The organism is Paenibacillus sp. FSL K6-2524 (assembly GCF_038005525.1).
Lineage (GTDB): Bacteria > Bacillota > Bacilli > Paenibacillales > Paenibacillaceae > Fontibacillus > Fontibacillus anaericanus.
This window is the reverse complement of sequence record NZ_JBBOSP010000001.1, coordinates 5249344-5269921: the sequence shown is the minus strand read 5'-3', so window position 1 is coordinate 5269921 and position 20578 is coordinate 5249344. Positions and strand designations below refer to the sequence as shown.

Annotated in this window: 23 protein-coding genes; 18 read left to right on the top strand and 5 right to left on the bottom strand. The window is 42.1% G+C overall.

Features of this window, described 5'->3' with window-relative positions:
• Nucleotides 1–164: 164 nt before the first annotated feature.
• On the top strand, nucleotides 165–1190 hold the full coding sequence (locus tag NST85_RS24515) for a C40 family peptidase (RefSeq protein WP_341190638.1): 1026 nt from the start codon (nucleotides 165–167) through the stop codon (nucleotides 1188–1190).
• A 91-nt stretch (nucleotides 1191–1281) separates the two neighbouring features.
• On the opposite strand, the gene NST85_RS24510 is transcribed toward NST85_RS24515, so the two are convergent.
• Complete coding sequence (locus NST85_RS24510; protein ID WP_127193541.1) at nucleotides 1282–1608, bottom strand: hypothetical protein; 327 nt, start codon at nucleotides 1606–1608, stop codon at nucleotides 1282–1284.
• A 135-nt stretch (nucleotides 1609–1743) separates the two neighbouring features.
• On the opposite strand from NST85_RS24510, the gene NST85_RS24505 reads away from it, so the two are divergent.
• Nucleotides 1744–2289, top strand: a complete 546-nt coding sequence (locus NST85_RS24505) for a hypothetical protein (protein ID WP_341190637.1) — start codon at nucleotides 1744–1746, stop codon at nucleotides 2287–2289.
• A gap of 80 nt (nucleotides 2290–2369) precedes the next feature.
• On the opposite strand, the gene NST85_RS24500 is transcribed toward NST85_RS24505, so the two are convergent.
• The gene (locus tag NST85_RS24500) at nucleotides 2370–2534 is read right to left on the bottom strand and encodes a DUF1328 domain-containing protein (RefSeq protein ID WP_127193539.1); all 165 of its coding nucleotides are present in this window, start codon (nucleotides 2532–2534) and stop codon (nucleotides 2370–2372) included.
• Nucleotides 2535–2796: 262 nt separating this feature from the next.
• On the opposite strand from NST85_RS24500, the gene NST85_RS24495 reads away from it, so the two are divergent.
• The 10 genes from NST85_RS24495 (at nucleotide 2797) to NST85_RS24450 (ending at nucleotide 13584) form a co-directional block, all read left to right on the top strand.
• The gene (locus NST85_RS24495) at nucleotides 2797–3303 is read left to right on the top strand and encodes a DUF948 domain-containing protein (protein ID WP_341190636.1); all 507 of its coding nucleotides are present in this window, start codon (nucleotides 2797–2799) and stop codon (nucleotides 3301–3303) included.
• Between the two features lie 100 nt (nucleotides 3304–3403).
• Nucleotides 3404–3946, top strand: coding sequence for a hypothetical protein (locus tag NST85_RS24490; protein WP_127193537.1), 543 nt, complete (start codon nucleotides 3404–3406; stop codon nucleotides 3944–3946).
• Between the two features lie 78 nt (nucleotides 3947–4024).
• A complete protein-coding gene (locus NST85_RS24485; RefSeq protein WP_370877737.1) occupies nucleotides 4025–4360 on the top strand; it encodes a general stress protein in 336 nt (111 codons plus the stop codon).
• Nucleotides 4361–4526: 166 nt separating this feature from the next.
• The gene (locus tag NST85_RS24480; protein WP_127193535.1) at nucleotides 4527–5702 is read left to right on the top strand and encodes a SpoIIE family protein phosphatase; all 1176 of its coding nucleotides are present in this window, start codon (nucleotides 4527–4529) and stop codon (nucleotides 5700–5702) included.
• Nucleotides 5699–9364 carry a response regulator gene (locus tag NST85_RS24475; RefSeq protein ID WP_127193534.1) on the top strand — a complete coding sequence of 1222 codons (3666 nt, stop codon included), beginning with the start codon at nucleotides 5699–5701 and terminating at the stop codon, nucleotides 9362–9364. Before NST85_RS24480 ends, NST85_RS24475 begins: the two co-directional genes overlap by 4 nt.
• Nucleotides 9365–9416: 52 nt before the next feature.
• Nucleotides 9417–10280 (top strand): CheR family methyltransferase, encoded by an 864-nt coding sequence (locus tag NST85_RS24470; RefSeq protein ID WP_127193533.1) that lies wholly within the window; start codon nucleotides 9417–9419, stop codon nucleotides 10278–10280.
• Nucleotides 10281–10289: 9 nt separating this feature from the next.
• Nucleotides 10290–11924, top strand: a complete 1635-nt coding sequence (locus tag NST85_RS24465) for a response regulator (RefSeq protein WP_127193532.1) — start codon at nucleotides 10290–10292, stop codon at nucleotides 11922–11924.
• Between the two features lie 82 nt (nucleotides 11925–12006).
• Nucleotides 12007–12333, top strand: a complete 327-nt coding sequence (locus NST85_RS24460; RefSeq protein ID WP_127193531.1) for an STAS domain-containing protein — start codon at nucleotides 12007–12009, stop codon at nucleotides 12331–12333.
• A gap of 28 nt (nucleotides 12334–12361) precedes the next feature.
• Complete coding sequence (gene rsbW / locus NST85_RS24455; RefSeq protein WP_127193530.1) at nucleotides 12362–12814, top strand: anti-sigma B factor RsbW; 453 nt, start codon at nucleotides 12362–12364, stop codon at nucleotides 12812–12814.
• Nucleotides 12811–13584 carry a sigma-70 family RNA polymerase sigma factor gene (locus NST85_RS24450; RefSeq protein WP_127193529.1) on the top strand — a complete coding sequence of 258 codons (774 nt, stop codon included), beginning with the start codon at nucleotides 12811–12813 and terminating at the stop codon, nucleotides 13582–13584. The genes rsbW and NST85_RS24450 overlap by 4 nt, the downstream gene beginning before the upstream one ends.
• A 73-nt stretch (nucleotides 13585–13657) precedes the next feature.
• On the opposite strand, the gene NST85_RS24445 is transcribed toward NST85_RS24450, so the two are convergent.
• Nucleotides 13658–13978 carry a DUF5665 domain-containing protein gene (locus NST85_RS24445; protein WP_127193528.1) on the bottom strand — a complete coding sequence of 107 codons (321 nt, stop codon included), beginning with the start codon at nucleotides 13976–13978 and terminating at the stop codon, nucleotides 13658–13660.
• Between the two features lie 150 nt (nucleotides 13979–14128).
• On the bottom strand, nucleotides 14129–14536 hold the full coding sequence (locus tag NST85_RS24440) for a YtxH domain-containing protein (protein ID WP_127193527.1): 408 nt from the start codon (nucleotides 14534–14536) through the stop codon (nucleotides 14129–14131).
• A 217-nt stretch (nucleotides 14537–14753) separates the two neighbouring features.
• Between NST85_RS24440 and NST85_RS24435 the strand changes: the two genes are divergently transcribed.
• Nucleotides 14754–15761 carry an asparaginase gene (locus tag NST85_RS24435; RefSeq protein ID WP_127193526.1) on the top strand — a complete coding sequence of 336 codons (1008 nt, stop codon included), beginning with the start codon at nucleotides 14754–14756 and terminating at the stop codon, nucleotides 15759–15761.
• Between the two features lie 95 nt (nucleotides 15762–15856).
• A complete protein-coding gene (locus NST85_RS24430; RefSeq protein WP_127193525.1) occupies nucleotides 15857–16576 on the top strand; it encodes a pirin family protein in 720 nt (239 codons plus the stop codon).
• Between the two features lie 106 nt (nucleotides 16577–16682).
• On the opposite strand, the gene NST85_RS24425 is transcribed toward NST85_RS24430, so the two are convergent.
• Entirely contained in the window at nucleotides 16683–16910 is a 228-nt protein-coding gene (locus tag NST85_RS24425) for a DUF1128 domain-containing protein (protein WP_127193524.1), read from the bottom strand.
• Between the two features lie 138 nt (nucleotides 16911–17048).
• On the opposite strand from NST85_RS24425, the gene yyaC reads away from it, so the two are divergent.
• The 4 genes from yyaC (at nucleotide 17049) to NST85_RS24405 (ending at nucleotide 20561) form a co-directional block, all read left to right on the top strand.
• Nucleotides 17049–17624: a spore protease YyaC gene (gene yyaC / locus NST85_RS24420; RefSeq protein WP_127193523.1), complete on the top strand. Its 576-nt coding sequence runs from the start codon at nucleotides 17049–17051 to the stop codon at nucleotides 17622–17624.
• A gap of 72 nt (nucleotides 17625–17696) precedes the next feature.
• Nucleotides 17697–18497 carry an alpha/beta fold hydrolase gene (locus NST85_RS24415; protein WP_127193522.1) on the top strand — a complete coding sequence of 267 codons (801 nt, stop codon included), beginning with the start codon at nucleotides 17697–17699 and terminating at the stop codon, nucleotides 18495–18497.
• Nucleotides 18498–18673: 176 nt separating this feature from the next.
• Nucleotides 18674–19336, top strand: a complete 663-nt coding sequence (locus NST85_RS24410; RefSeq protein ID WP_127193521.1) for a DUF6483 family protein — start codon at nucleotides 18674–18676, stop codon at nucleotides 19334–19336.
• Nucleotides 19337–19382: 46 nt separating this feature from the next.
• Nucleotides 19383–20561 carry a class I SAM-dependent methyltransferase gene (locus tag NST85_RS24405; RefSeq protein WP_127193520.1) on the top strand — a complete coding sequence of 393 codons (1179 nt, stop codon included), beginning with the start codon at nucleotides 19383–19385 and terminating at the stop codon, nucleotides 20559–20561.
• Nucleotides 20562–20578 lie beyond the last annotated feature (17 nt).

The window sequence follows — 20578 nt, the reverse complement described above, 5'->3', positions numbered from 1 at the left end:
ATTCTTGATTAACAGGTAGATAGTCCTAAATATACATAATAACACGAAATATGACGGATTTAGACATTCTTCGACAAGGGATATAATGGTGACTAGTCCAATCTAAGGAGGAAAGATACAACAATCACCTAAATACACTGAGAAACAACAACAGGAGGACATCTATGAAGCGCAGCATGGCAATTCTTTTGTTAAGTGCAATATTTCTTACTTCTTATACAGCAGCTCCGAAGACGACTTCAGCGGCGAGTTCATCAGCCCAGAAGGTCGTAAGTGGCCACATTAATAGCGGGGTAAATCTCCGTGATAAGCCTTCCACATCAGGTAATATTATTAGTTCATTGAAGAAAGATTCGGATGTCGTTGTACTGGAGCGTAGTAACGATTATTTCTATAAGGTACAGACTTCTCAAGGACAAATAGGTTATGTAAGTTCTGCAGAGAAATATATAAGTGTGAGTGGAGAGGTTACGGCGCCTGGTGGATCTGGATCAGGTGTTGGACAGGCTTGGACTGGACTTGTGATCTATGGAGTTAATTTCCGGGATCAACCGTCTACATCAGGGAAGATTGTTACTCTATTGAAGAAGGGAACTTCCGTAACGATCTTGGAGAAAACAAACTCCGCCTTTTATAAAGTGAAGACAGACAATGGCAAAGTGGGATATGTTAGCTCATCCGATAAATATATGAAAGTTAGTGGGGGAACGCAGGTATCTACGCCTAATCCTACTCCATCAGAAAGTGTAAATAAACAAGTGGAACTTGTCATCAAGGCAGGCATGAAGTATTTGGGAACTCCATACGAGTATGGTTCGGACAGAAATACGACACTCACGTTTGACTGTTCTGATTTTGTAAGACAAGCCTTCAAAGATGCACTGAATTTAGTTCTTCCTGCAGATTCGCGAGGGCAGGGGACTTGGGTTAAAAATAATAGCAAGGCCGTTTATAGCACCAAGGATTTAAAACGAGGAGATCTGATGTTCTTTATGAGTTACAAAGGTTCCTCCGCTTCTGCTTATGCAGGAGTTAACAAAGATACAGAGCGAATTACGCATGTGGGCATTTATCTAGGTGACGGGCAAATTCTCCAGACCTACTCAACTAAATCTGGGGGAGTAAGGACTGACAAATTAGATGGCGCATGGGTTCACCGCTTCTTGTATGGTGGAAGTGTAGTCAAATAATTAAGTATAATGTAAAAGGCTCTGCGGAGGAGGATTATATCCTGCATCCGCAGAGCCTTTTTTGTAGAACGTATCATTACTATGTTATAAGTTAGTTATAGGTAAATACGTAATTTGGATAGTAAATCCAAGCTGTGCCGAGCCATGTATAAATTTCTACCCAGTCGTCTATAACTCGTCCGGATAATTGCACCTCTTGAGGAGAGATTGCTCCCCATTGGTTGCCGTTAGGGTTATCATAGAAAAAAGTTTTCTCCAGTAGATCAATTGGATTAGGTGCGATGATCGCATCCACTGCTTTTACAATGGGTTCGTCCAGGTTCAATTCAATAGGAGTTACATCATCATTCGCCGATACGGCGGTTGCGAAGGCAGCACTCATAATTACGGATGCGGTAATAATAGCAAATCTTTTCATAGTTTATTCCTCCCTCAATCTAATAGGTGTTGAATGTGTATAATTGTAAATAAACAGAATGAAGGATAAAGAATCATGTTCTAGAAAATTAATGTAAAAAGGGGGAAGATGATGAAGGGCTTATTTCGCTTTAGTATGTTTCTGATTTTAATACTCATAGTGCTAACTGCAGGGGTCTTATACATCCGCCCAACTCAGCCGCTAGATATGAGCTATAAGGATATTGTATGGAAAGACAAGCTAATTGAAATGGTGGAGACACGTCAACCTGAAATTACACTTACAAATACAGATCTGAACAATTTGGCCAAAATGGGAATCGCCAAGGCTTTGGAGGAGAAAGACATTCCCGTTTCAATAACAGGAGCTGAATTTCGATTTGAAGGAAATAATGTAAGTGTAGATTTCAATGCGAAATGGGGATTCCTTACTGCAGGTGGGACGGCAAAATTTCAGATGGAGTACAGTGAAGGCAAGCTTCGGTTATCGCCGGTTTCTCTTTTTGTTAAGCAAATACCAATCTCTCCGGATAAATTAGGTCTTGTTCCGATGGATATTGATCTAGCAACGTACCTTCCAAGTATTATCCATATAAGCCAGGTGGATTTCGAAGATAGGTATATAAAAGTGAGAATCTCGGCTGATTGGATGGCAATTCTACAATATTTACAGACATTATAAACAAAGAAAAGGCTACCGTTCTCCCTCGAGAGCGATAGCCTTTTCTTCAGTTCTAACCTTATTCTTATCTCTTTGGCAAGTTAAAGCGACCTTCTTCTACCGGTTATCAATGAGACAACAAATAGGATGAGGAAAATAAAGAATAGTACTTTGGCGATGGAAGCGGCGGCCGCTACCAGGTTAAAGAAACCAAAGATACCTGCGATCAGAGCTATCACCAGAAAGATTGCTGACCATTTTAACATGATAATCACCCCTCTTTCATAGTAAATTAATGTATAGTGGAGCTATGAAGTGATGATGCAGGGTATAGGGGGATGTCTAAGTGGAAGGCATCTGCGACCGCTGCACCATCGCTTGTAGTTGTAATTAACCGAGTCATTCCAGATTGAAACAGAGTTGTTTTGAACTGTTGTATGGGATGAACTGCGGGATTGTTTCGAGCGTAGGGCCACAGGGTAACTTAGAAGTACCGAATACATGGAAAACGGAAAGAGAGGGAAGTGTATGATCTGGGAATTAAGTCTTGCACTCATTGCTGTAGCTTTTGTTGCACTGGTTATTTTCCTAATTAAAACATTGGTAGCAGCGGAGAAGTCACTAGATAAGACAACGCAAACGCTACAAGACGTCCAGAAAACAATTGACGAACTCAGTTATGAAGTGAAACAGGTAGTAAGACAGGTGAACGATATCACCGGGGACGTACAACATAAGATGAAACAAATCGACCCTGTACTTGAATCGGTTAAAAATGTAGGCGAAGTCTTAAGCGAAGTAACACTTGCTACAAAACAAATTTCAACGTCAGTGATTGAGAAATTTAAGAAACCATCGAAACGAACGGAAAGTAATCATGCCCCTGTACCGGTTGTCGCAGCACAGATACCGAACAACCCGACTACACCAAATGAAGTCCCAAGTCTTCCGAAATCTGACCCCGCTAAGAAACAACCGGATTGGATAAAGGTAGTTGATGTTGCAGCCGTGATATGGCAGAAATACCGCGCATAAATGGCTTCGATAGGTATAAGCAAGCTTAGAAGATAGTGTCCGCACGGGGGCGGCAAAGAGTATTCGGGATAACTGTAAATTTCCAGAGAGGGTGAGAATCATGCTAAATGTACTGTTTCTTCTACTTGGATTATTTTATCCCTTTACCCATACAAACTCAGTTGCTGTAGATGAAATTCCACAGTCCACGGTGAAACTTGCTATATGGCAATCGCCGTCTCCAACTCTATCTTCAGAAATTGAGGGCAAAGGGAGCCAGGTTATGGATTCGCTTGAGTCCATGGGTGACATTTCCTTGAATGATGATCGTCATGATCTGCTAGAAAAGAAGGGCAAACCATATTCCGTAGACACGGATCCTTATACGAGGTATACAGAATATCGATACGACGATATAACTGTAGGATTGTATGATGATCTTGTCTATTATGTACACGCTGATGGAGATCCAGAGAAGATCAAGATTAATGGAGTCTGGGTAACTTTACAGGAGGAATCACTGCTTCAGGTGTTGGGTGAACCTGACTTTTTGGCGGAAGATGGGGACGTATATACTCGTGGCCTAGCTGCTCTTAAAATATATCGCGATCCATCCTCTAGAGAAATATCAGGAGTAGATTTGTTCGACGATAGTGTGTCCTAGTTTGATTCAGATCCTTGTTGTGTGGGTAATAGAAAGTAGCAACATAACAAAGAATCTCATGACTAGGAGTGAATGAATATGAACTCAAAATCATATGTAAAAGTGGTGCAAAATGGTTTGCAGGCTGTGGAAGCGGTAGGGGAGCTTCGCGCTAGCGGGTATCTTACCGAACAAATTTTCGTCCTTGCTCATAATCAAGATCAAACGGAGCGTATTGCTGAAACTGCGAATGCAGATGAGATTGGTATTAAGGAAGAAGGGATCTTTGACGCCATCGCTAATCTCTTCCGTTCTCGAGGGGATGAGCTAAGGGCCAAAATCGTCTCGCTTGGTTTCACTGAGATGGAAGCGGCGTTTTATGAGAAAGAGTTAGATCATGGGAAAGTACTTGTAATCGCTCGGCAGTTACCTTAAATGACATGTTCGATATGTAGACTAATGAATACATTCAAAAACATAGATAAGGAATGGGAGAAGTCTAACCCATTCCTTATCTATGTTTTTGAAAAAGCACACTTTTACAATATGTTATAGTTAAAAGAGGTTATATGTAAATTTGATACAAACTAGGAGATAAACTATGAAAATTCTAATCGTTGATGATAATCACACCAATACTTTAATCATTAGGGAAATATTAAAAAAAGAGAAACATAAAAACATGTACTCCGCATCTTCGGCAAAGGAGATGTTTGAAAGACTGGGTGTTACTAATCCTGGTCAAGATCAAGAATCAGCACCAAAGTCCAGTGATATTGATCTCATTTTACTTGATATGATGATGCCTGAAATGGACGGTATTGAAGCATGCCGTCTTATTCAGCAGTACGATAGTTTGAGGGATATTCCGATCATTATGGTTACAGCCGTAGGTGATTCCAAGAAGCTTGCTGAGGCTTTGGATGCAGGCGCTGTTGATTATGTGACGAAACCGATCAATAAAGTTGAGCTTATGGCTAGAATTCGCCTTGCCCTCCGATTGAAGAGAGAGAAGGACTGGCATAAGGAGCGGGATCAGCGGATTCAAAGTGAATTAAGACTCGCTGCTTTGGTTCAGAATGCTGTATTAAGTGCCCCGATTGTAGATCCTCTTGTCCAAATTGATGCGCTCTACAAACCTTCGTTTGAATTAGCTGGTGACTTATACTCGTGGTATCCACTAGGAGATGGCCGATACGGTGTCATTCTACTAGATATCATGGGACATGGTATTTCCTCATCTCTATTCTGTATGTTTATTGCATCTATGTTGAAAGAGACGGTATATACATATGTTGAACCGGAGAAGGTTATTCAGGAATTGAATCGGCGGTTCAATCAATTGTGTATTGAAGATCAATTGATTCAGTATTACTTCACCGCTATTTATCTAGTAGTGGATACTAGTTCGAAGAAAATAGATTATGTTAATGCAGGGCATCCCCCAGGGTTATTCTTTCACGAAGATGGTTCCGTGATAAAGCTGAATACTGTATGTCCACCAGTCGGACTATTTGATAAAATTGAAGCCGTGACTCAGACCTTTTTCTATGAAGGAGATGGACATCTCGTGCTATATACAGACGGATTATTAGAGACTTTACCAGGAAATCAGGAGGAACAGATTCAACTTCTGGAGGATGCACTTCACGGAAATCATGAGATGGACAAACCCAAAATGCAGACGTTGTTTTTTGATGAAGGACCTGCTCAGGAGCGGGAAGATGATAAATGTCTGGTATGGATTTCACTTAAAGAGCGGGGAGATATAGCATGAAAATAAAAAATAAGCTAGTCATTGGTTTTAGTTCCCTGATGGTCATTATGTTGGTGATGACTTTTACCGCTTATGACAGACTAACGTATATGAACGATCAGTTGGATAGCCTCTATAGCAATCGCTATATGAAAATTAAAAATTCCACGAGTCTGCGCGGAGAGATTAATGATTCAGCTCGTATTATAACTAATGTGTTACAAGTTCAGAACCAAGACTATTTTGATAAAGAGTGGGCTCGATTAGAAAGTAAGAATGAAATGGCTACAAGTCTTTTAGCTACTATAAAAAGTGAAGTTAATACTATGGAAGAACGAAAAATGCTTGCATCTATCGAGGAGGCGAATCAGGAATTTTTAAATTATCAGAAACGCGTGTTGAACTATTTATCCACTGGGGATTACCAAGGTGCTAATGCATATCGTATTTCGATAGGCCAGGAGACTCAGGATAATTTACTCGATATCTTAAATGAAATGAAGCAATATCAAGATCTTCAAATTGATGAGGATATTAATCAGGCTAAACAAGCCTATAAGGAATCCATTCAAGTGATGATCGTCATTATTTGTGCAGGACTATTATTAGGACTAACTATCATACTGTGGGTGATTCCGAGTATTGGTCGTGGATTAAACACAGTCAACCTTATGATGAAGCATTTTGGGAAAAGTCAGTTTGATGAAATCCAAAGGATTACTATTCCAACTACGGATGAAGTGGGGGATGTTGCTCGCGTCTTTCAAGAGATGTCCGAAGATCTTCAGGAGAAACGGGAGCTGGAGGGGAACTTCATACAACAGCAGAAGGATCGGACCTGGCTCAATGCAAATATGGCGCGTATCACGGAATTGTTCCACGGAATTAATTCACTAGAGCAAGTATCGCAATTATTCATAAGTGAGTTTACCCCTGTGCTTGGTGGAAGATTTGGAGCGATTTATATTCGGAGGGAAGAGAATAATCCGGAGTATTTAGACCTTGTAGGATCTTATGCTAAAGACGGAGATATGAAATTACGCGAAGTTTTCAAAATGGGTGAAGGCTTGATCGGACAGGCAGCATTGGATAGGAAATCGATCTCTCTAAGCAAGGTTCCTGATGATTATTTATCAATACGTTCTGGTTTGGGAGAAGCTCAGCCTTCTCATGTTCTAATATATCCTATTGTTTTTGAGGATGAATTGCTTGGCGTAATTGAACTTGCCAATTTTGATCATTTCACACCGCTTGAGGAAGAGTTACTGGAGGATTTGACCTACAGTCTAGGTATCATACTTAACAATATTTCTGGACGACTTCGTGTAGAAGAGCTGCTGCGCGAGTCGCAGGCATTGACTGAGGAACTTCAAGTGCAATCGGAAGAACTTCAGAGTCAACAGGATGATTTACGCCGCTCCAATGAGAACCTTGAGAAACAGACCAGTGCGCTCCGGCGTTCTGAAGACTTACTGCAGCAGCAACAGGAAGAGTTAGAACATTTCAATACGGAGCTGATTGCTAGGACCCGTGCAATGGAAGAACAGGTGCTAGCGGTAGAAGAAAAGAATAAGGAGATTGAGAAGACTAAGGGAGAATTGGAACGGCATGCAACCCAGCTTGCTGTGACGAGCAAATATAAGTCTCAATTCTTGGCGAATATGTCACATGAACTTCGTACTCCGCTGAATAGTCTCCTGATCCTATCGCAGTTACTCTCTGAGAACAAGGAAGAGAATCTGACAATGAAGCAGGTTGAATATGCACATACGATTCATATGTCGGGTGGCGACCTACTTAGGATGATCGATGAAATTCTAGATTTATCAAAGGTGGACGCCGGTAAGATGGAGATCAACCGTGAAACTGTTCGTGTGCAAGAACTTCAGGAGTTTGTTGAACAGAACTTTAGACCTGTAGCTGAGAGCAAACATATTGGACTAAGTATTGCGATAGAAGAGGCTGTACCGTTAGAAATTGTGACAGATGGCCATCGAGTGAAGCAAATACTCCGTAATTTGCTCTCAAATGCGTTCAAATTTACTTCTGAAGGGGAAGTGACCTTCGTTGTGAGGGAGGCGTTACCAGAAGAAGTACCTATTTATTTAGATCGTTCTCGAGAGTATTTGGCATTGAGTGTGGAGGACTCTGGAATTGGCATACCTCTAAATAAAGTCGATTTGGTATTTGAGGCATTTCAGCAGGTGGACGGTACAACTAGCCGGAAGTACGGCGGAACTGGGCTTGGCCTGTCTATCAGTAGGGAGATTTCCGCTTTACTTGGTGGGGGCATTAGCTTGAATTCAACGGAAGGTCAGGGGAGCAATTTCGTACTGTATCTTCCCAAGGAAGCTAACTCCACTATGTTCATTGCCGACGAACAAGTTGCAGCTACCCGTCCTATGCATTCCTCGGCATTCGATCAAGAAGTTTCACTTCAAGTAGCTGAGCATATGCCTTTGTCTGTGGTAGAACCCGTAGAAGATGATCGAGAGAATATTGTCCCTGGAGACAAAGTGATGCTTATCATTGAAGACGATATACACTTTGTCAAAATTCTAGTTGAAATGTCGCGAGAGCACGAGTTCAAGACAGTGGTCGCCATACAGGGAGATAAGGGCTTGCAGCTAGCTCGGCAGTATTTACCGGATGCAATCATCTTGGATATTCAGCTGCCTGTGATGGATGGCTGGTCCATTTTAAACGAGTTGAAGAGTCATGAAGAAACTCGTCATATTCCGGTACATGTTATTTCAGTTGTGGATGACGCGAAGCAGGGGCTAAGAATGGGAGCCATCGCTTTCTTACGTAAGCCGTCTTCGAGAGAACAGCTTGAGGGTGCTTTCTCTTATATCGAATCTTACACTAAGCAGGATCTCAAGCAATTGTTAGTGGTGGAAGACGATGAAATCCAGCGCAACTCTATTATCGAACTGATCGGTCATGACGATGTGGTCATTACAGCCGTACCGACCGGTGGAGAGGCGCTACAGCAATTACGTCAGAAGCATTACGATTGTATGGTGCTTGATTTAATGCTAAAGGACATGACGGGCTTTGAGTTGTTAGATCAGATTCGTGATGATGAAAGCTTAAACGATCTACCAATTATTATTTACACGGGTAAAGAGTTAAATTGTACGGAAGAGACCACGTTACGTAAGTACGCTGAATCCATCATTATCAAAGATGTTAAATCACCAGAGCGTTTGCTGGATGAGACGACACTCTTCCTACACCGAGTGGTAGGAAATCTTCCGGCTGAAAAACGTCAGATTTTACAAAAACTTCATAATAAGGAAGAATTGTTCGAAGGTAAGAAGATACTGTTGGTCGATGATGATGTGCGAAATGTATTTGCTCTGTCAAGCGTACTAGAGGCTTACCAAATGAATGTGGTCTATGCTGAGAACGGAAGAGAGGCACTTGAGAAGTTGGAGGAAGCAGGGGATATTGACCTGATTCTGATGGATATGATGATGCCGGAAATGGATGGATACGAGGCGATGACTCGTATTCGTCAAATGGACAAATTTCGCAAGCTGCCTATTATCGCTCTGACGGCTAAGGCGATGAAGGAAGACCGATCTAAATGTATTGAAGCTGGGGCATCTGATTACGTGAAGAAGCCAATCCAGAGTGATCAATTGCTCTCATTAATGCGTGTATGGTTGTATTCATAAACCGCATTATGGGGTAATGGTTATTAATTTTGAGGCAATTGGAGCTGAATCGATGACACCTAATGTATACACAAACTTAGAAGAGAACGATGAGAATCAAAGCGAGCGTGAGATGATTGAGATGGAACTTCTGCTTGAGGGGATTCATCGCATGTACGGGTACGATTTCCGGAATTATGCACTCCCCTCTCTCCGGAGGCGGATTTGGCATCATATCTACGCCGAACAATTAAATAGTATTTCTGGACTTCAAGAGAAGGTGCTACATGAGCGGGCGAGCTTTGATCGCTTAGTCTATAATTTATCCATTCCGGTTACTGAGATGTTCCGCGATCCGAATATGTTCCGGACATTTCGTGAGAAGATTATCCCATTGCTACGGACTTTCCCTTATATTCGTATTTGGCATGCGGGCTGTTCGACTGGGGAAGAGGTTTTCTCGATGGCGATTTTATTACATGAAGAAGGATTGTATGATAGATCACGAATTTATGCTACCGATATGAATGATAGATCATTAAAAATTGCTAAAGAGGGTATTGTCGGAGTCCAGAAGATGGAGTCATACAATCAAAACTATATTGAGGCGGGGGGGACAGGCTCCCTGTCAGATTATTATACAGCGAAGTACAATTCGGTGATCTTTCAGCCTTTTCTGCGTAAGAACATTATTTTTGCAGAGCATAATTTGGCAACGGATCGTTCTTTTAACGAGTTTAACGTTATTTTTTGCCGAAACGTGATGATTTACTTTGATGATACCTTACGTAAACGGGTTCATAACCTGCTTTATGATAGTTTGAGTCACTTTGGCGTTCTAGTTCTGGGTTCTAAAGAATCCACTCAATTTACAGGTTATGAGGATTGTTATGAGACATTAGATCAACGTGAAAAAATATATCGAAAAATCAAGTAGGAGGTTTCCGTGATGGTTGAAGAACCGATTGCCATCTTATTGGTGGATGACCGACCCGAGAACTTGATGGCTTTAGAAGCGGTGCTGGAGAGCCAGCAATATGACCTAATCAAAGCTAATTCAGGAGAAGAGGCTTTGAGACAGCTATTAAGGAAGGATTTTGCTGTCATCGTACTTGATGTACAAATGCCAGGAATAAACGGGATTGAAACGGCTAAATTGATCAAAGCTCGCGATAAAACCAAGGATATTCCGATTATCTTCATCTCGGCCAACAGCAAGGATGTTGAACACTTGTTTGCAGGATATTCAGCGGGTGGTATTGATTACATGGTGAAGCCTTTTATCCCTCAAATTTTGAGATCCAAAATCGAAGGCTTTGTTAATATGTACATTACGAATCAACGGCACAAAACTCAGAGCTTGCTGCTCCAACAGAAAACCCTGGAGCTTGAACGCATTAATCAGGAGCTTCTGCAAGCCAAAAATGTTGCTGAAATTGCCGCCAAGGCGAAGACTGAATTTCTAGCGATGATGAGTCATGAAATTCGGACGCCGATGAATGGGGTCATCGGAATGATTGATCTATTATTAGAGACGGAGCTTCAAGGTGAACAGAAGGAGTATGCAGAGATCATTCATAATAGTGCAGGTACATTGGTCACCGTAATTAATGATATTCTCGACTTCACGAAGATGGAATCAGGCAAGATGGAACTGGAAGAAAGTCCGTTTGATCTTAGGTTAGGGATTCAAGAAGTGTTTCACCTGTTCTCTATGGATGAGAAACGCAAAGGGTTAGAGATGCTGTATTTCATCGAGGAGAACATTCCTACTGTTCTTTACGGGGATATGAGTAGGTTACGACAGGTGTTGATTAATCTGATCGCAAATGCGATTAAGTTTACCGATCAAGGTGGCGTTTATTTAGTAGTTTCTTCTCAAGTAGATGAGGATAATAATCTAGTATTGGAGTTTACTGTTAAAGATACAGGAATAGGTATTGCTCACGACAAAATAGATCGATTGTTTAAACCGTTCTCACAATTGGATTCTTCTATGACACGGAAATATGGAGGAACGGGTCTGGGTCTAGCTATTTGTCAAACACTTGTACACATGATGGGTGGAACCATCAGAGTCGAGCCGATGGAAGAGCAAGGAGCTACCTTTGTCTTTGACATTACTGTTCGTCAGTATGAAGAAGTGGAGGAAACACTCCCTACTTCAACACAATTGTTACCAACCAATATATCTGTGGTTACTGAACGGATATTGGTGGTAGATGATCACCACATCAATCAGCGACTGATGGTAAGTATGCTGCGTAAGCTTGGGTATCACTGTGATATAGCGGAGGATGGAAAACAAGCGGTCGAGATGGTTCAGAATAGCGAAGGTTATGATTTTATCTTCATGGATCTACAAATGCCAGTGATGGATGGGCTAGAAGCTACGCTGCGGATTAGAGAAGGGGAAGAGAATGAAGAGAAAGCGAAGATTATTGCGATGACAGCGAATGTAATGGATGGAATCAAGAGCAAGTGTCTACTTACGGGTATGGATGATTATATAAGTAAGCCCATCCAACTCAGCTCACTCAAGAATATTTTGGGAAAATATATTGCTACTCCCCTAAGATAGTATTTTCTAAGAAACATATGTTTCAAAGGTTGTTCAACGGGGTTATGTATATAAAGAAAACAAATTTCAGGAGAGATTACCTATGAATACAAATAAAAATGTGAAGTTCGTCGCAACGCCGCAATTGAAGAATGGTACATGCACCGTGTTTTTGCGTGGGGAGTTCGATCTATCAGTAGCTCCCGACTTTCGTGAATTGATTGAGCCATTTGTTGGGGACGATAAAGTTAATTTGGTATTGAACCTGAAAGAACTGACTTACATCGATAGTACCGGGATTGGAATTTTATTGTCTATTCTTAAGGTAAGAAATGGTATGGAGGCAAATTTCCTTGTACAGGAAGTGCCGGATCAGATTCAAAAGTTATTTGATATGACAGGGATCGCTAAATTTTTTGCTGCACAATAGAATTCCCAATAGGAAGGATCGAGAAAGAATGAAAGACGAAGTACAAAGAGTAGTCATTAGTTTGCCCGCAACAGCAGAATACGTAGATATCGTTAGATTAAATTTATATGGGATAGCCTCAAAGATGGGTTTTACATATGAAGAGATTGAAGATATGAAAGTAGCTGTATCCGAAGCTTGTAATAACTCGGTCCTCTATGCATATAAGCAGGGGCAAGGAGTTATGGAAGTTACTTTTGAAGTGGTTGCCGAGGTATTGTCCATTACGGTCAGAGACAACGGGGAGAGTTTTGAGTCGTGGGGTGAGGCAGGTGAACGAGTTACGATGCATGATAAGGAGTTGGATGATGTTCAAGTTGGTGGACTTGGCTTCTATCTCATGCAGGCGCTTATGGATGACGTAAGTGTCGTAAACGAAGCTGGGCAAGGGACAAAGGTGATTATGACCCGCCGGCTGATGAAGACTGAGGAAACGGTATGAGCGATAGGTTGACTCCCCCCGAGTCGTTAGAGAAATCTACCCGTCTGATTAGGGAATATCAGGAGACAGAAGATAAAGAACTTGCCACGATTCTAATTCAGAAATATGAGCCCATGGTCAAAATGGCAGCAAGTAAAATATCACGTAACCGACCTGATCTGTATGAGGATCTGTATCAAGTTGGCCAAATGGGGCTACTTCGATTGCTTAAACAGTATAATATGGAGCTAGGCATTCCATTTGAGCCTTATGCTATGAAAAGTATGATTGGACATATGAAGAACTATCTGCGGGACAAGTCATGGTATATCCAGGTGCCTCGAAGAATCAAGGAAAAGGGCGCTCTTGTGCAGCAGGCGATCGACGAGTTGACCGTCAAATTGGAACGTTCCCCCGACGTGAAAGAGATCGCGTATTTTTTAGATCTTTCGGTGGAGGAAACGGTCGAAGTGCTCGCCGGACGTGAATGCTATCACTACGTTTCACTGGATTCTCCATTGTCCCAAGATGAAAGTGCAGCAACGCTTGGCGAATTGATTAGCTCGGAGGCTAACGATTATGACGAGGTTGAGAAGAGGATGGATCTTCAGCAAGCGTTGAACCAGTTGAAAGAGCAGGAACAAGAGGTGTTGCTGCTTGCATTCCAGGATGGTGAATCTCAACGATCCATCGCCCAGAAGCTTGGTGTGTCCCAAATGAGTGTCTCTCGTATCCAGAAGAGGGCAACGGAGAAGCTCAAGTTGATCATGTCCAATCTAAATTCATTGTGAATACGAATAGAACAACCTGAAGCTTATTATGAGCTTCAGGTTTTTTTGTGGTTAATATGAGGTTGTTTTTATATTAAGGCTTGCTTTTGATATAATCTTGCAAAGTCTTAATATAATCTCCGACCATGGGCAGATCGACAAACAGCGTAAGTAGCCAACCGAGTAGGCCTAGTACGACGAAGGTACCTACACTAAGCCCGAGACCACGTGATAACCCAGCCATGAAGTTTGTAAATAATCGCTTTTTTGGATCGGCATAATTTTCGATAATGTCTTTGAATTCCGCCTTCTCTAATAGGTGAGAAATGCTGTCCAACCGACTATTTAAACGTTTCACCTCATGCCTTAATTCGAAAGGATGTTCCTTTGGATCATATGATTTTAAAGGTTCCAAATGCTTACCTCCTAATTATGTAGTGTCAGATTTCTAGGATAACAAATAGCCAGCCCAAGAGAAGAGCTGGCTATTGTAACTGGGAGAACTATAAGAGGAATAAATCCTCTGAGTTCATGTTGATCTCTGTGATCTCTGCTGTCATGTGCATCAACCCAAACTTTTTTTCACATCATCTGCAACGTTATCTGAAGCTTTTTTTGCTTCTTTACTCATTTCAGATGTAGCTTGCTTTACATCATTAGCTACATCAGCAGAAGCTTGCTTTACACTGGACAGAATGTCTCCAGCACCCGAACTCACTGTTTTTGCAAGGTCGGTTGTTGTAGCTGTTACGTCTTTTGCCAAGTCTGCAGTTTTTTCTCCAACAGTGTAGGCTATTTCTTTGGACTTGTCTGTGACAGTACTAACTTTATCCGCTATGTCACCGCGTAATTCACGACCTGGTTTGGGTGCATAAAGTAATGCCGCCGCTGCACCAAGTAATCCCCCAATGAGCAGGCCTTTGGTGAATGTTGAACCACTTTGTACTGGACAATCCGTTTCTGTTTTATTCATGATCAATCACTCCTTATATGTGATAATTCTGGTTCTTTTGTTTGTCTTGCTTACTTCTATATAAACGAGTAGGATACGTGCTGAAACATCGATGCAAATTACTGAAGAAAGAAAAAGTATTTCTTATGTTGTATCAATAGCCATATAAAGGGTACTGTACTATACTGTAGTGATGGAAATAGTAGTGATGGAACTAAGGCAGAGGAGAGAGAGAATAATGGATACATTATTGATACAAGAATTCCGTGCGGGGCTGTTAGAATGTGTTCATCGCGGTCATATAAGTATAGTGAATGAAGAGGGACGGGTAGTTAAATATGCTGGAGATCCACATTACGTAGCTTTTACCCGTTCATCTGCCAAGCCTATTCAAGCGATACCGGGGATCCGTGCGGGAATTGTAGAATCATTTGGTTTAACTACAGCCGAAGTAGCGGTCATGGCCGCTTCTCATCGGGCGGAAGAAGAGCATGTTGCGACATTAAACTCTTTGATCTCAAAAATAGGTGTAGAAGAGGAAGAGTTGGTATGTGCACCAAGCTTACCTCTAGACAGAAACTCGAGGGAAAAATTACTCCGTAACGGAGGAGGGCGCAGGCGGCTGTATCACAACTGTGCGGGTAAACACTTAGGGGTATTAGCTTACTGTAAGATGATGGGCTATCCTTTAGATGGTTATGATGACCCTACTCATCCGGTCCAACAAGAAATTGTGAATACACTTGCTGAGTTGAGTGAGCTCCAAGTTGAGAATATTGGCCGCGGGGTAGATGGATGCGGATTTCCTGTGTTTGCTCTACCATTGTCCGCACTTGCAACTGCGTATATGAAGCTGGCTTGTCCTGATAAGATTGCTGATCCGGCAACCGCCAAGGCAGTGAGAACGATAACAGCCACAATGAATCAATATCCTCATTTAGTAGCTGGACGCGGTAAAGTGGACTCCATTATATTGGAAGACCCTAATATTATCGCCAAAGGTGGTTTCAAGGGGGTATATGCTTTTGCTCTGCGGAAGGAACGCTTGGGTATTACCTTCAAGGTGTCAGACGGCTCCGAGGAGGAATGGGGAATGATCGTTCTGGAAATTCTGCAGCAGCTTGGTTATGAGAACCAAGAAACGATACAGAAGTTACGAGAGGTGTTCTCTACTCCGATAACAAATGATGCTGGTCGGGAAGTCGGGCATGCCACAGCATCCTTTTCTTTAGAGGAATGGGCCTAACTGCTGAAGAGAAATTATTTGATTAATACTTATGAGATGAGGGTAAGAAATAATCAAATAACGGAAAGCATCTGTAGAAAGTGAGGAGAACTACTATGATTAAAGTGGTCGCATCGGAAGAGCGTCATACTTCCTGTAAAGGTCCTATTCATAGCGAACTCAGCTTTTCCTTTTCAGATTATGACGATCCGAGTAACACTCACTTCGGCTGCCTGTTGGCTCTTAACGACAATATTGTAGCACCTGGTGAAGGTATTAAGGCACACCCCCATCATGATTTAGAGATCGTTACTTATGTAGTATCGGGGACGCTTCGACACGGGGATGATAGGGGAAATACGCAAGATTTAGAGACTGGATCTCTTCAAGTGATGAGTGCGGGGACAGGAATCTCACATTCCGAGAGTAATCCCTCAGAGCATCATCCAGTTCGTTTCATACAAATGTGGTTTCTTCCATCACAGAGGGATCTGCTTCCAGCTTGGGACAGTCGTTCCTACTCACAGGAAGAGCGAATGGGAGAACTGAAGCCGCTTGTCTCAGGCAAGGTAAATGATAATAGCTTGAGGCTGAATCAGGACATAAATATATATGTACCGATTTTGGAATCGGGCAAAGAGTTGAACATTGCCGGGTGTGGAAAGCGGCGTACTCATTTATTCCTCTTATCAGGACATGTAGATTTACATGCTGAAACCCAGAAATTCTCTCTTAATCCTGGGGATACGGCTAGAATCAAAAACACAGATGATTTAATCATTCGTAGTACAGGTTCAGGTGAATCAGCAGAAATAATCATTATCGACTTACCCTAATTTCCTAAGGTTTAGATAATAAAATCACGCTAAAGAGTCCAGCTATGAAGGTAAGTGCCTCCATAAGCTGGACTCTTTTTTTGATGAGTTTAGTAGACATAATCTTTTATTTACTACGTAGCTTTCCAAGTTCCATAGCTAGAGCTTCCACTTCGGAAATGCTGAGTCTTTCTTTGCTCATGACGATATCATACACATCGAAAATATCATCGTACTGATCCACATTAAAGGCGGAGGCTAACATTGCAGCTCCAGTGGCCATTCTTAACTTCGTTTTGATTTCTTCGATCATATATTCAACGTTTTCTTGAGTTTTTTGCGACAGATCCTTCATAAATTTCATCCTTTCTTCAATAGACATTAATATGTATTGTATCACGTCAAGACAGTGTAAACTATGTTTTGTCGTGAGTGGTAAGGATAAGGTACAATTTGATTATATGATGAAAATTGGTTATCCGGAGGTTAGCTAATGGGAGTAGAGACATCCAAAGATAAGGCTCTGCCGTTTTCTGACCAAGAGGTGAGGAAGATTAGCGGAAGCGAGTTGGTCAGCTTTTTTCAGGAAATCTTAAATAGGCATGGTAAGCAGGACATCACTTTCTTATGCATTGGTACGGATCGATCAACTGGAGATGCCCTAGGTCCACTCGTAGGCAGCCGTTTGGAGGAATGCGGATGGGGGAGTGTGATCGGTTCACTGCGGCAGCCTTGTGATGCCAACAATTTGGAAGTAAGACTGGCTGAGATTCCTAAGGGAAATATCATCGTGGCGATGGATGCTTGTCTAGGATCTACTGCTTCGGTAGGTTGTTATTTGGTATCAGGAAAACCGCTATTGCCGGCGCAATCAGTCAGAGGAGATCTTCCTGCTGTTGGACATTATAGTATAGCAGGTGTGGTGAATTTGAAGGGTCCCAAACCATATTCAACTCTTCAAATGACTTCATTATATTCTGTGATGCTAATGGCGGATGAAATTGTCAGGGCTGCGGCTAAGGTGTTTATGCCAGATTGTCAGGGGATCACTGGAAATAAGCAAGATTAAGGTTTCAAGATACCAGAGTTGGTTTAATAATAAAGATGAATCCAATACATAAGTGGAGAGGAAGGGATTACTGTGGATAACAAAGTAGTAAACGGCACGACAATAGCGTACCAAGAACAAGGCGAGGGTGAAACAGTTGTGCTACTTCATGGTTTCTGTGGTAGTTCCGCGTATTGGGAGAAGGTTCAGCCGCTACTAGCGGAACAATATCGGGTCATCTGCCCAGATCTTCGAGGACATGGTTCCACTGATGCACCAATGGGTGCTTACACAATAGAACAAATGGCTGATGATATCGTTGGATTGATGGAGGAGTTGGGGATTGAGAAATACACCCTTCTAGGTCACTCCATGGGTGGTTATGTTGCTTTGTCACTGGCTCAGCGTTACGCATTTCGATTGAACGGCTTTGGGCTGATTCATTCAACAGGTTATCCGGATAGTGAGGAAGCGAAGGAAAAGCGGCTTAAGGCAGTTTCGACCATCGGATCCGAAGGGATTACCTCGTTTATAGAAGGTCTAGTACCTGGATTATTTGCCCCAGAAAATGTCGACACGCTGACAGAGGAAGTCAACAGGGTGAAAGAGATTGGGTATAAGACGCCACCACAAGGGGCATCTGGTGCTGCACTCAGTATGCGTGAACGAATTGATCGCAGAGATGTGATGTCTTCAACTACACTACCTCTTCTCCTGGTTGCTGGGGAGAGTGATCAAATCATCCCGTTAGAGCGGTTATTCACGACCGAAGGGGACAACGTAATGAAGGCAGTCATTAAGGGAGCGGGCCATATGAGTATGTATGAAGCTCCTGATCAACTTGTTGCAGTTATTCTAGATTTCTTGCGGAAAATGGATAAAGCAGAACACTAATTACTGTGTGGTGAAATTGGAAAAAAGCGGAGGGTCCTACTAGGAAACTCCGTTTTCTTTGCGTTTTAACACATTAGGCAGTAAAATTTGATTCTAAGCACGCTTTTTGAACAACCTCTACAAAGAGTGAACAAACGGAGTCGTCTGTCGCTTCCGTAGGAAAGGGCTGGAACGTTATGTTACGAAGAGATTATCTGGTCCGCATGATTGAAGAAATGACAGAGATGATAGGGAAAGTGTTTGGTTTGAAGCAGGAGCGTAAATTTATAGAGGCCCTGTGGGAGATCGATGATCTGTATAAAAAACAATTTCGTCTCAATTCAAACTTGCTACGCGCTCTCTCTGCAAGGGATATAACAGAAATGTTTCGCAGTAGTGGGGAAATTGAAGCTGATAAATTACAGAGCCTAGCCTATCTACTCAAGGAAGAGGCTAGTATTTATTATGCCATGGGGCAGCATAATGAAGGAATAATCTGCTTTATGAAGTCGCTCCACTTATATCTGACTGCGGCTATGAATGGTGCCGATCGCTCGTTATGGAATTTGAACGAAGAGGTTAAGGAGCTACTATTACATTTAAAAGGTTATCGTCTACCTACGGATACAGAACGACTTCTGTTTAGGTTCGAAGAGTATGAGGGACGGTTTGATCAGGCTGAGAACGTATTATTTCGGCTCTTACATGATGAAGCGATTCCTCTCGATGAAGGAATTGCATTTTACGATCGGCTGTTAGTACTTGAACCTCAAATTTTAGAGCAAGGAGGACTGCCTTTGAGTGAAGTCATGGAAGGCCTGGCGGAACTACAAAGCCGGTTCTTATACAGTGAAATTTAATAAGTAATAATTCTAATATTAGTAATGAAAGCGAGCTGTCTAGTTTATGGAATCACTAAGAAATCTTATACACCAATTGGCGGAGCAGGGAACTTTGATTTCTGCCACGCTTAGTCAGCGTCGCAAATCGGAGGATAACAGCTATACTAAAGTGGTAATCAAACCTGTGGAATTGAAGAAAAATCTCCATTACCAGTTTGCTTATCACTATACAAACAAAGTAACACATGAGAATATTCCTGCGGTGAATTTTGAAGATCATCTGATGGAACTGTTTCATGGAGTCTTCCGGCAAGGTTTGATATGCACGCCAGAAGCAGATTACCAAGTTCTGATCAGTAAGAAATATAAGGTGTCCATCTTGACGAAATCCCCAACCAAAAAATTAGTTGCATTAACGCATAACCGCCAAAAACAGTACATTTTGGAGGAAGGTCGTCCTATTTCTTTCCTTGTTGAGCTGGGGATTATGAATGCGGATGGGAAGGTACTGGCCAAGAAATATGATAAATTCAAACAGATCAATCGTTTTCTTGAAATGGTTCAGGATGTGCTCCCTCATCTTCCTTCAGATCGGACCCTGACCATACTCGATTTCGGCTGTGGTAAATCGTATTTGACGTTTGCATTGTATCATTATTTGTCGGTGGAGCAGCGGAGAAAGCTGAAAATTGTCGGCCTAGATTTGAAAGCAGATGTTATCGAACACTGCAGAATGCTGGCGAAATCGTTGCATTATCACGATTTGGAGTTCCTTGTCGGCGACATTGCGGACTATGATGAATTAAGTCAAGTCGATATGGTGGTTACTTTGCATGCATGTGATACAGCAACAGATGCCGCTCTGGAAAAGGCAGTCCGTTGGAATGCCTCCGTTATTTTATCCGTGCCTTGTTGCCAACATGAATTATTCGCACAGGTGAACAGTCCTGTAATGGAACCACTGTTGTCACATGGAATTCTTAAAGAACGATTCTCAGCACTTGCTACCGATGCGATTCGGTCCAAATTGCTGGATTTGATGGGCTATAAGACTCAACTCTTGGAGTTTATCGATATGGAGCATACACCAAAGAATATTCTAATTCGGGCAGTGAAAGCTCCTGGTGGTGATACAGTTACTTTATGGCGGGAGTATACGGCGTTTCGCGACTTTTTGAATGCTGCTCCCTATTTAGAACGTGCTTGCCGCGACTTGTTACCAGAGTCTCCCCTAAATCCTTAGAATACTATGGTTTGAAG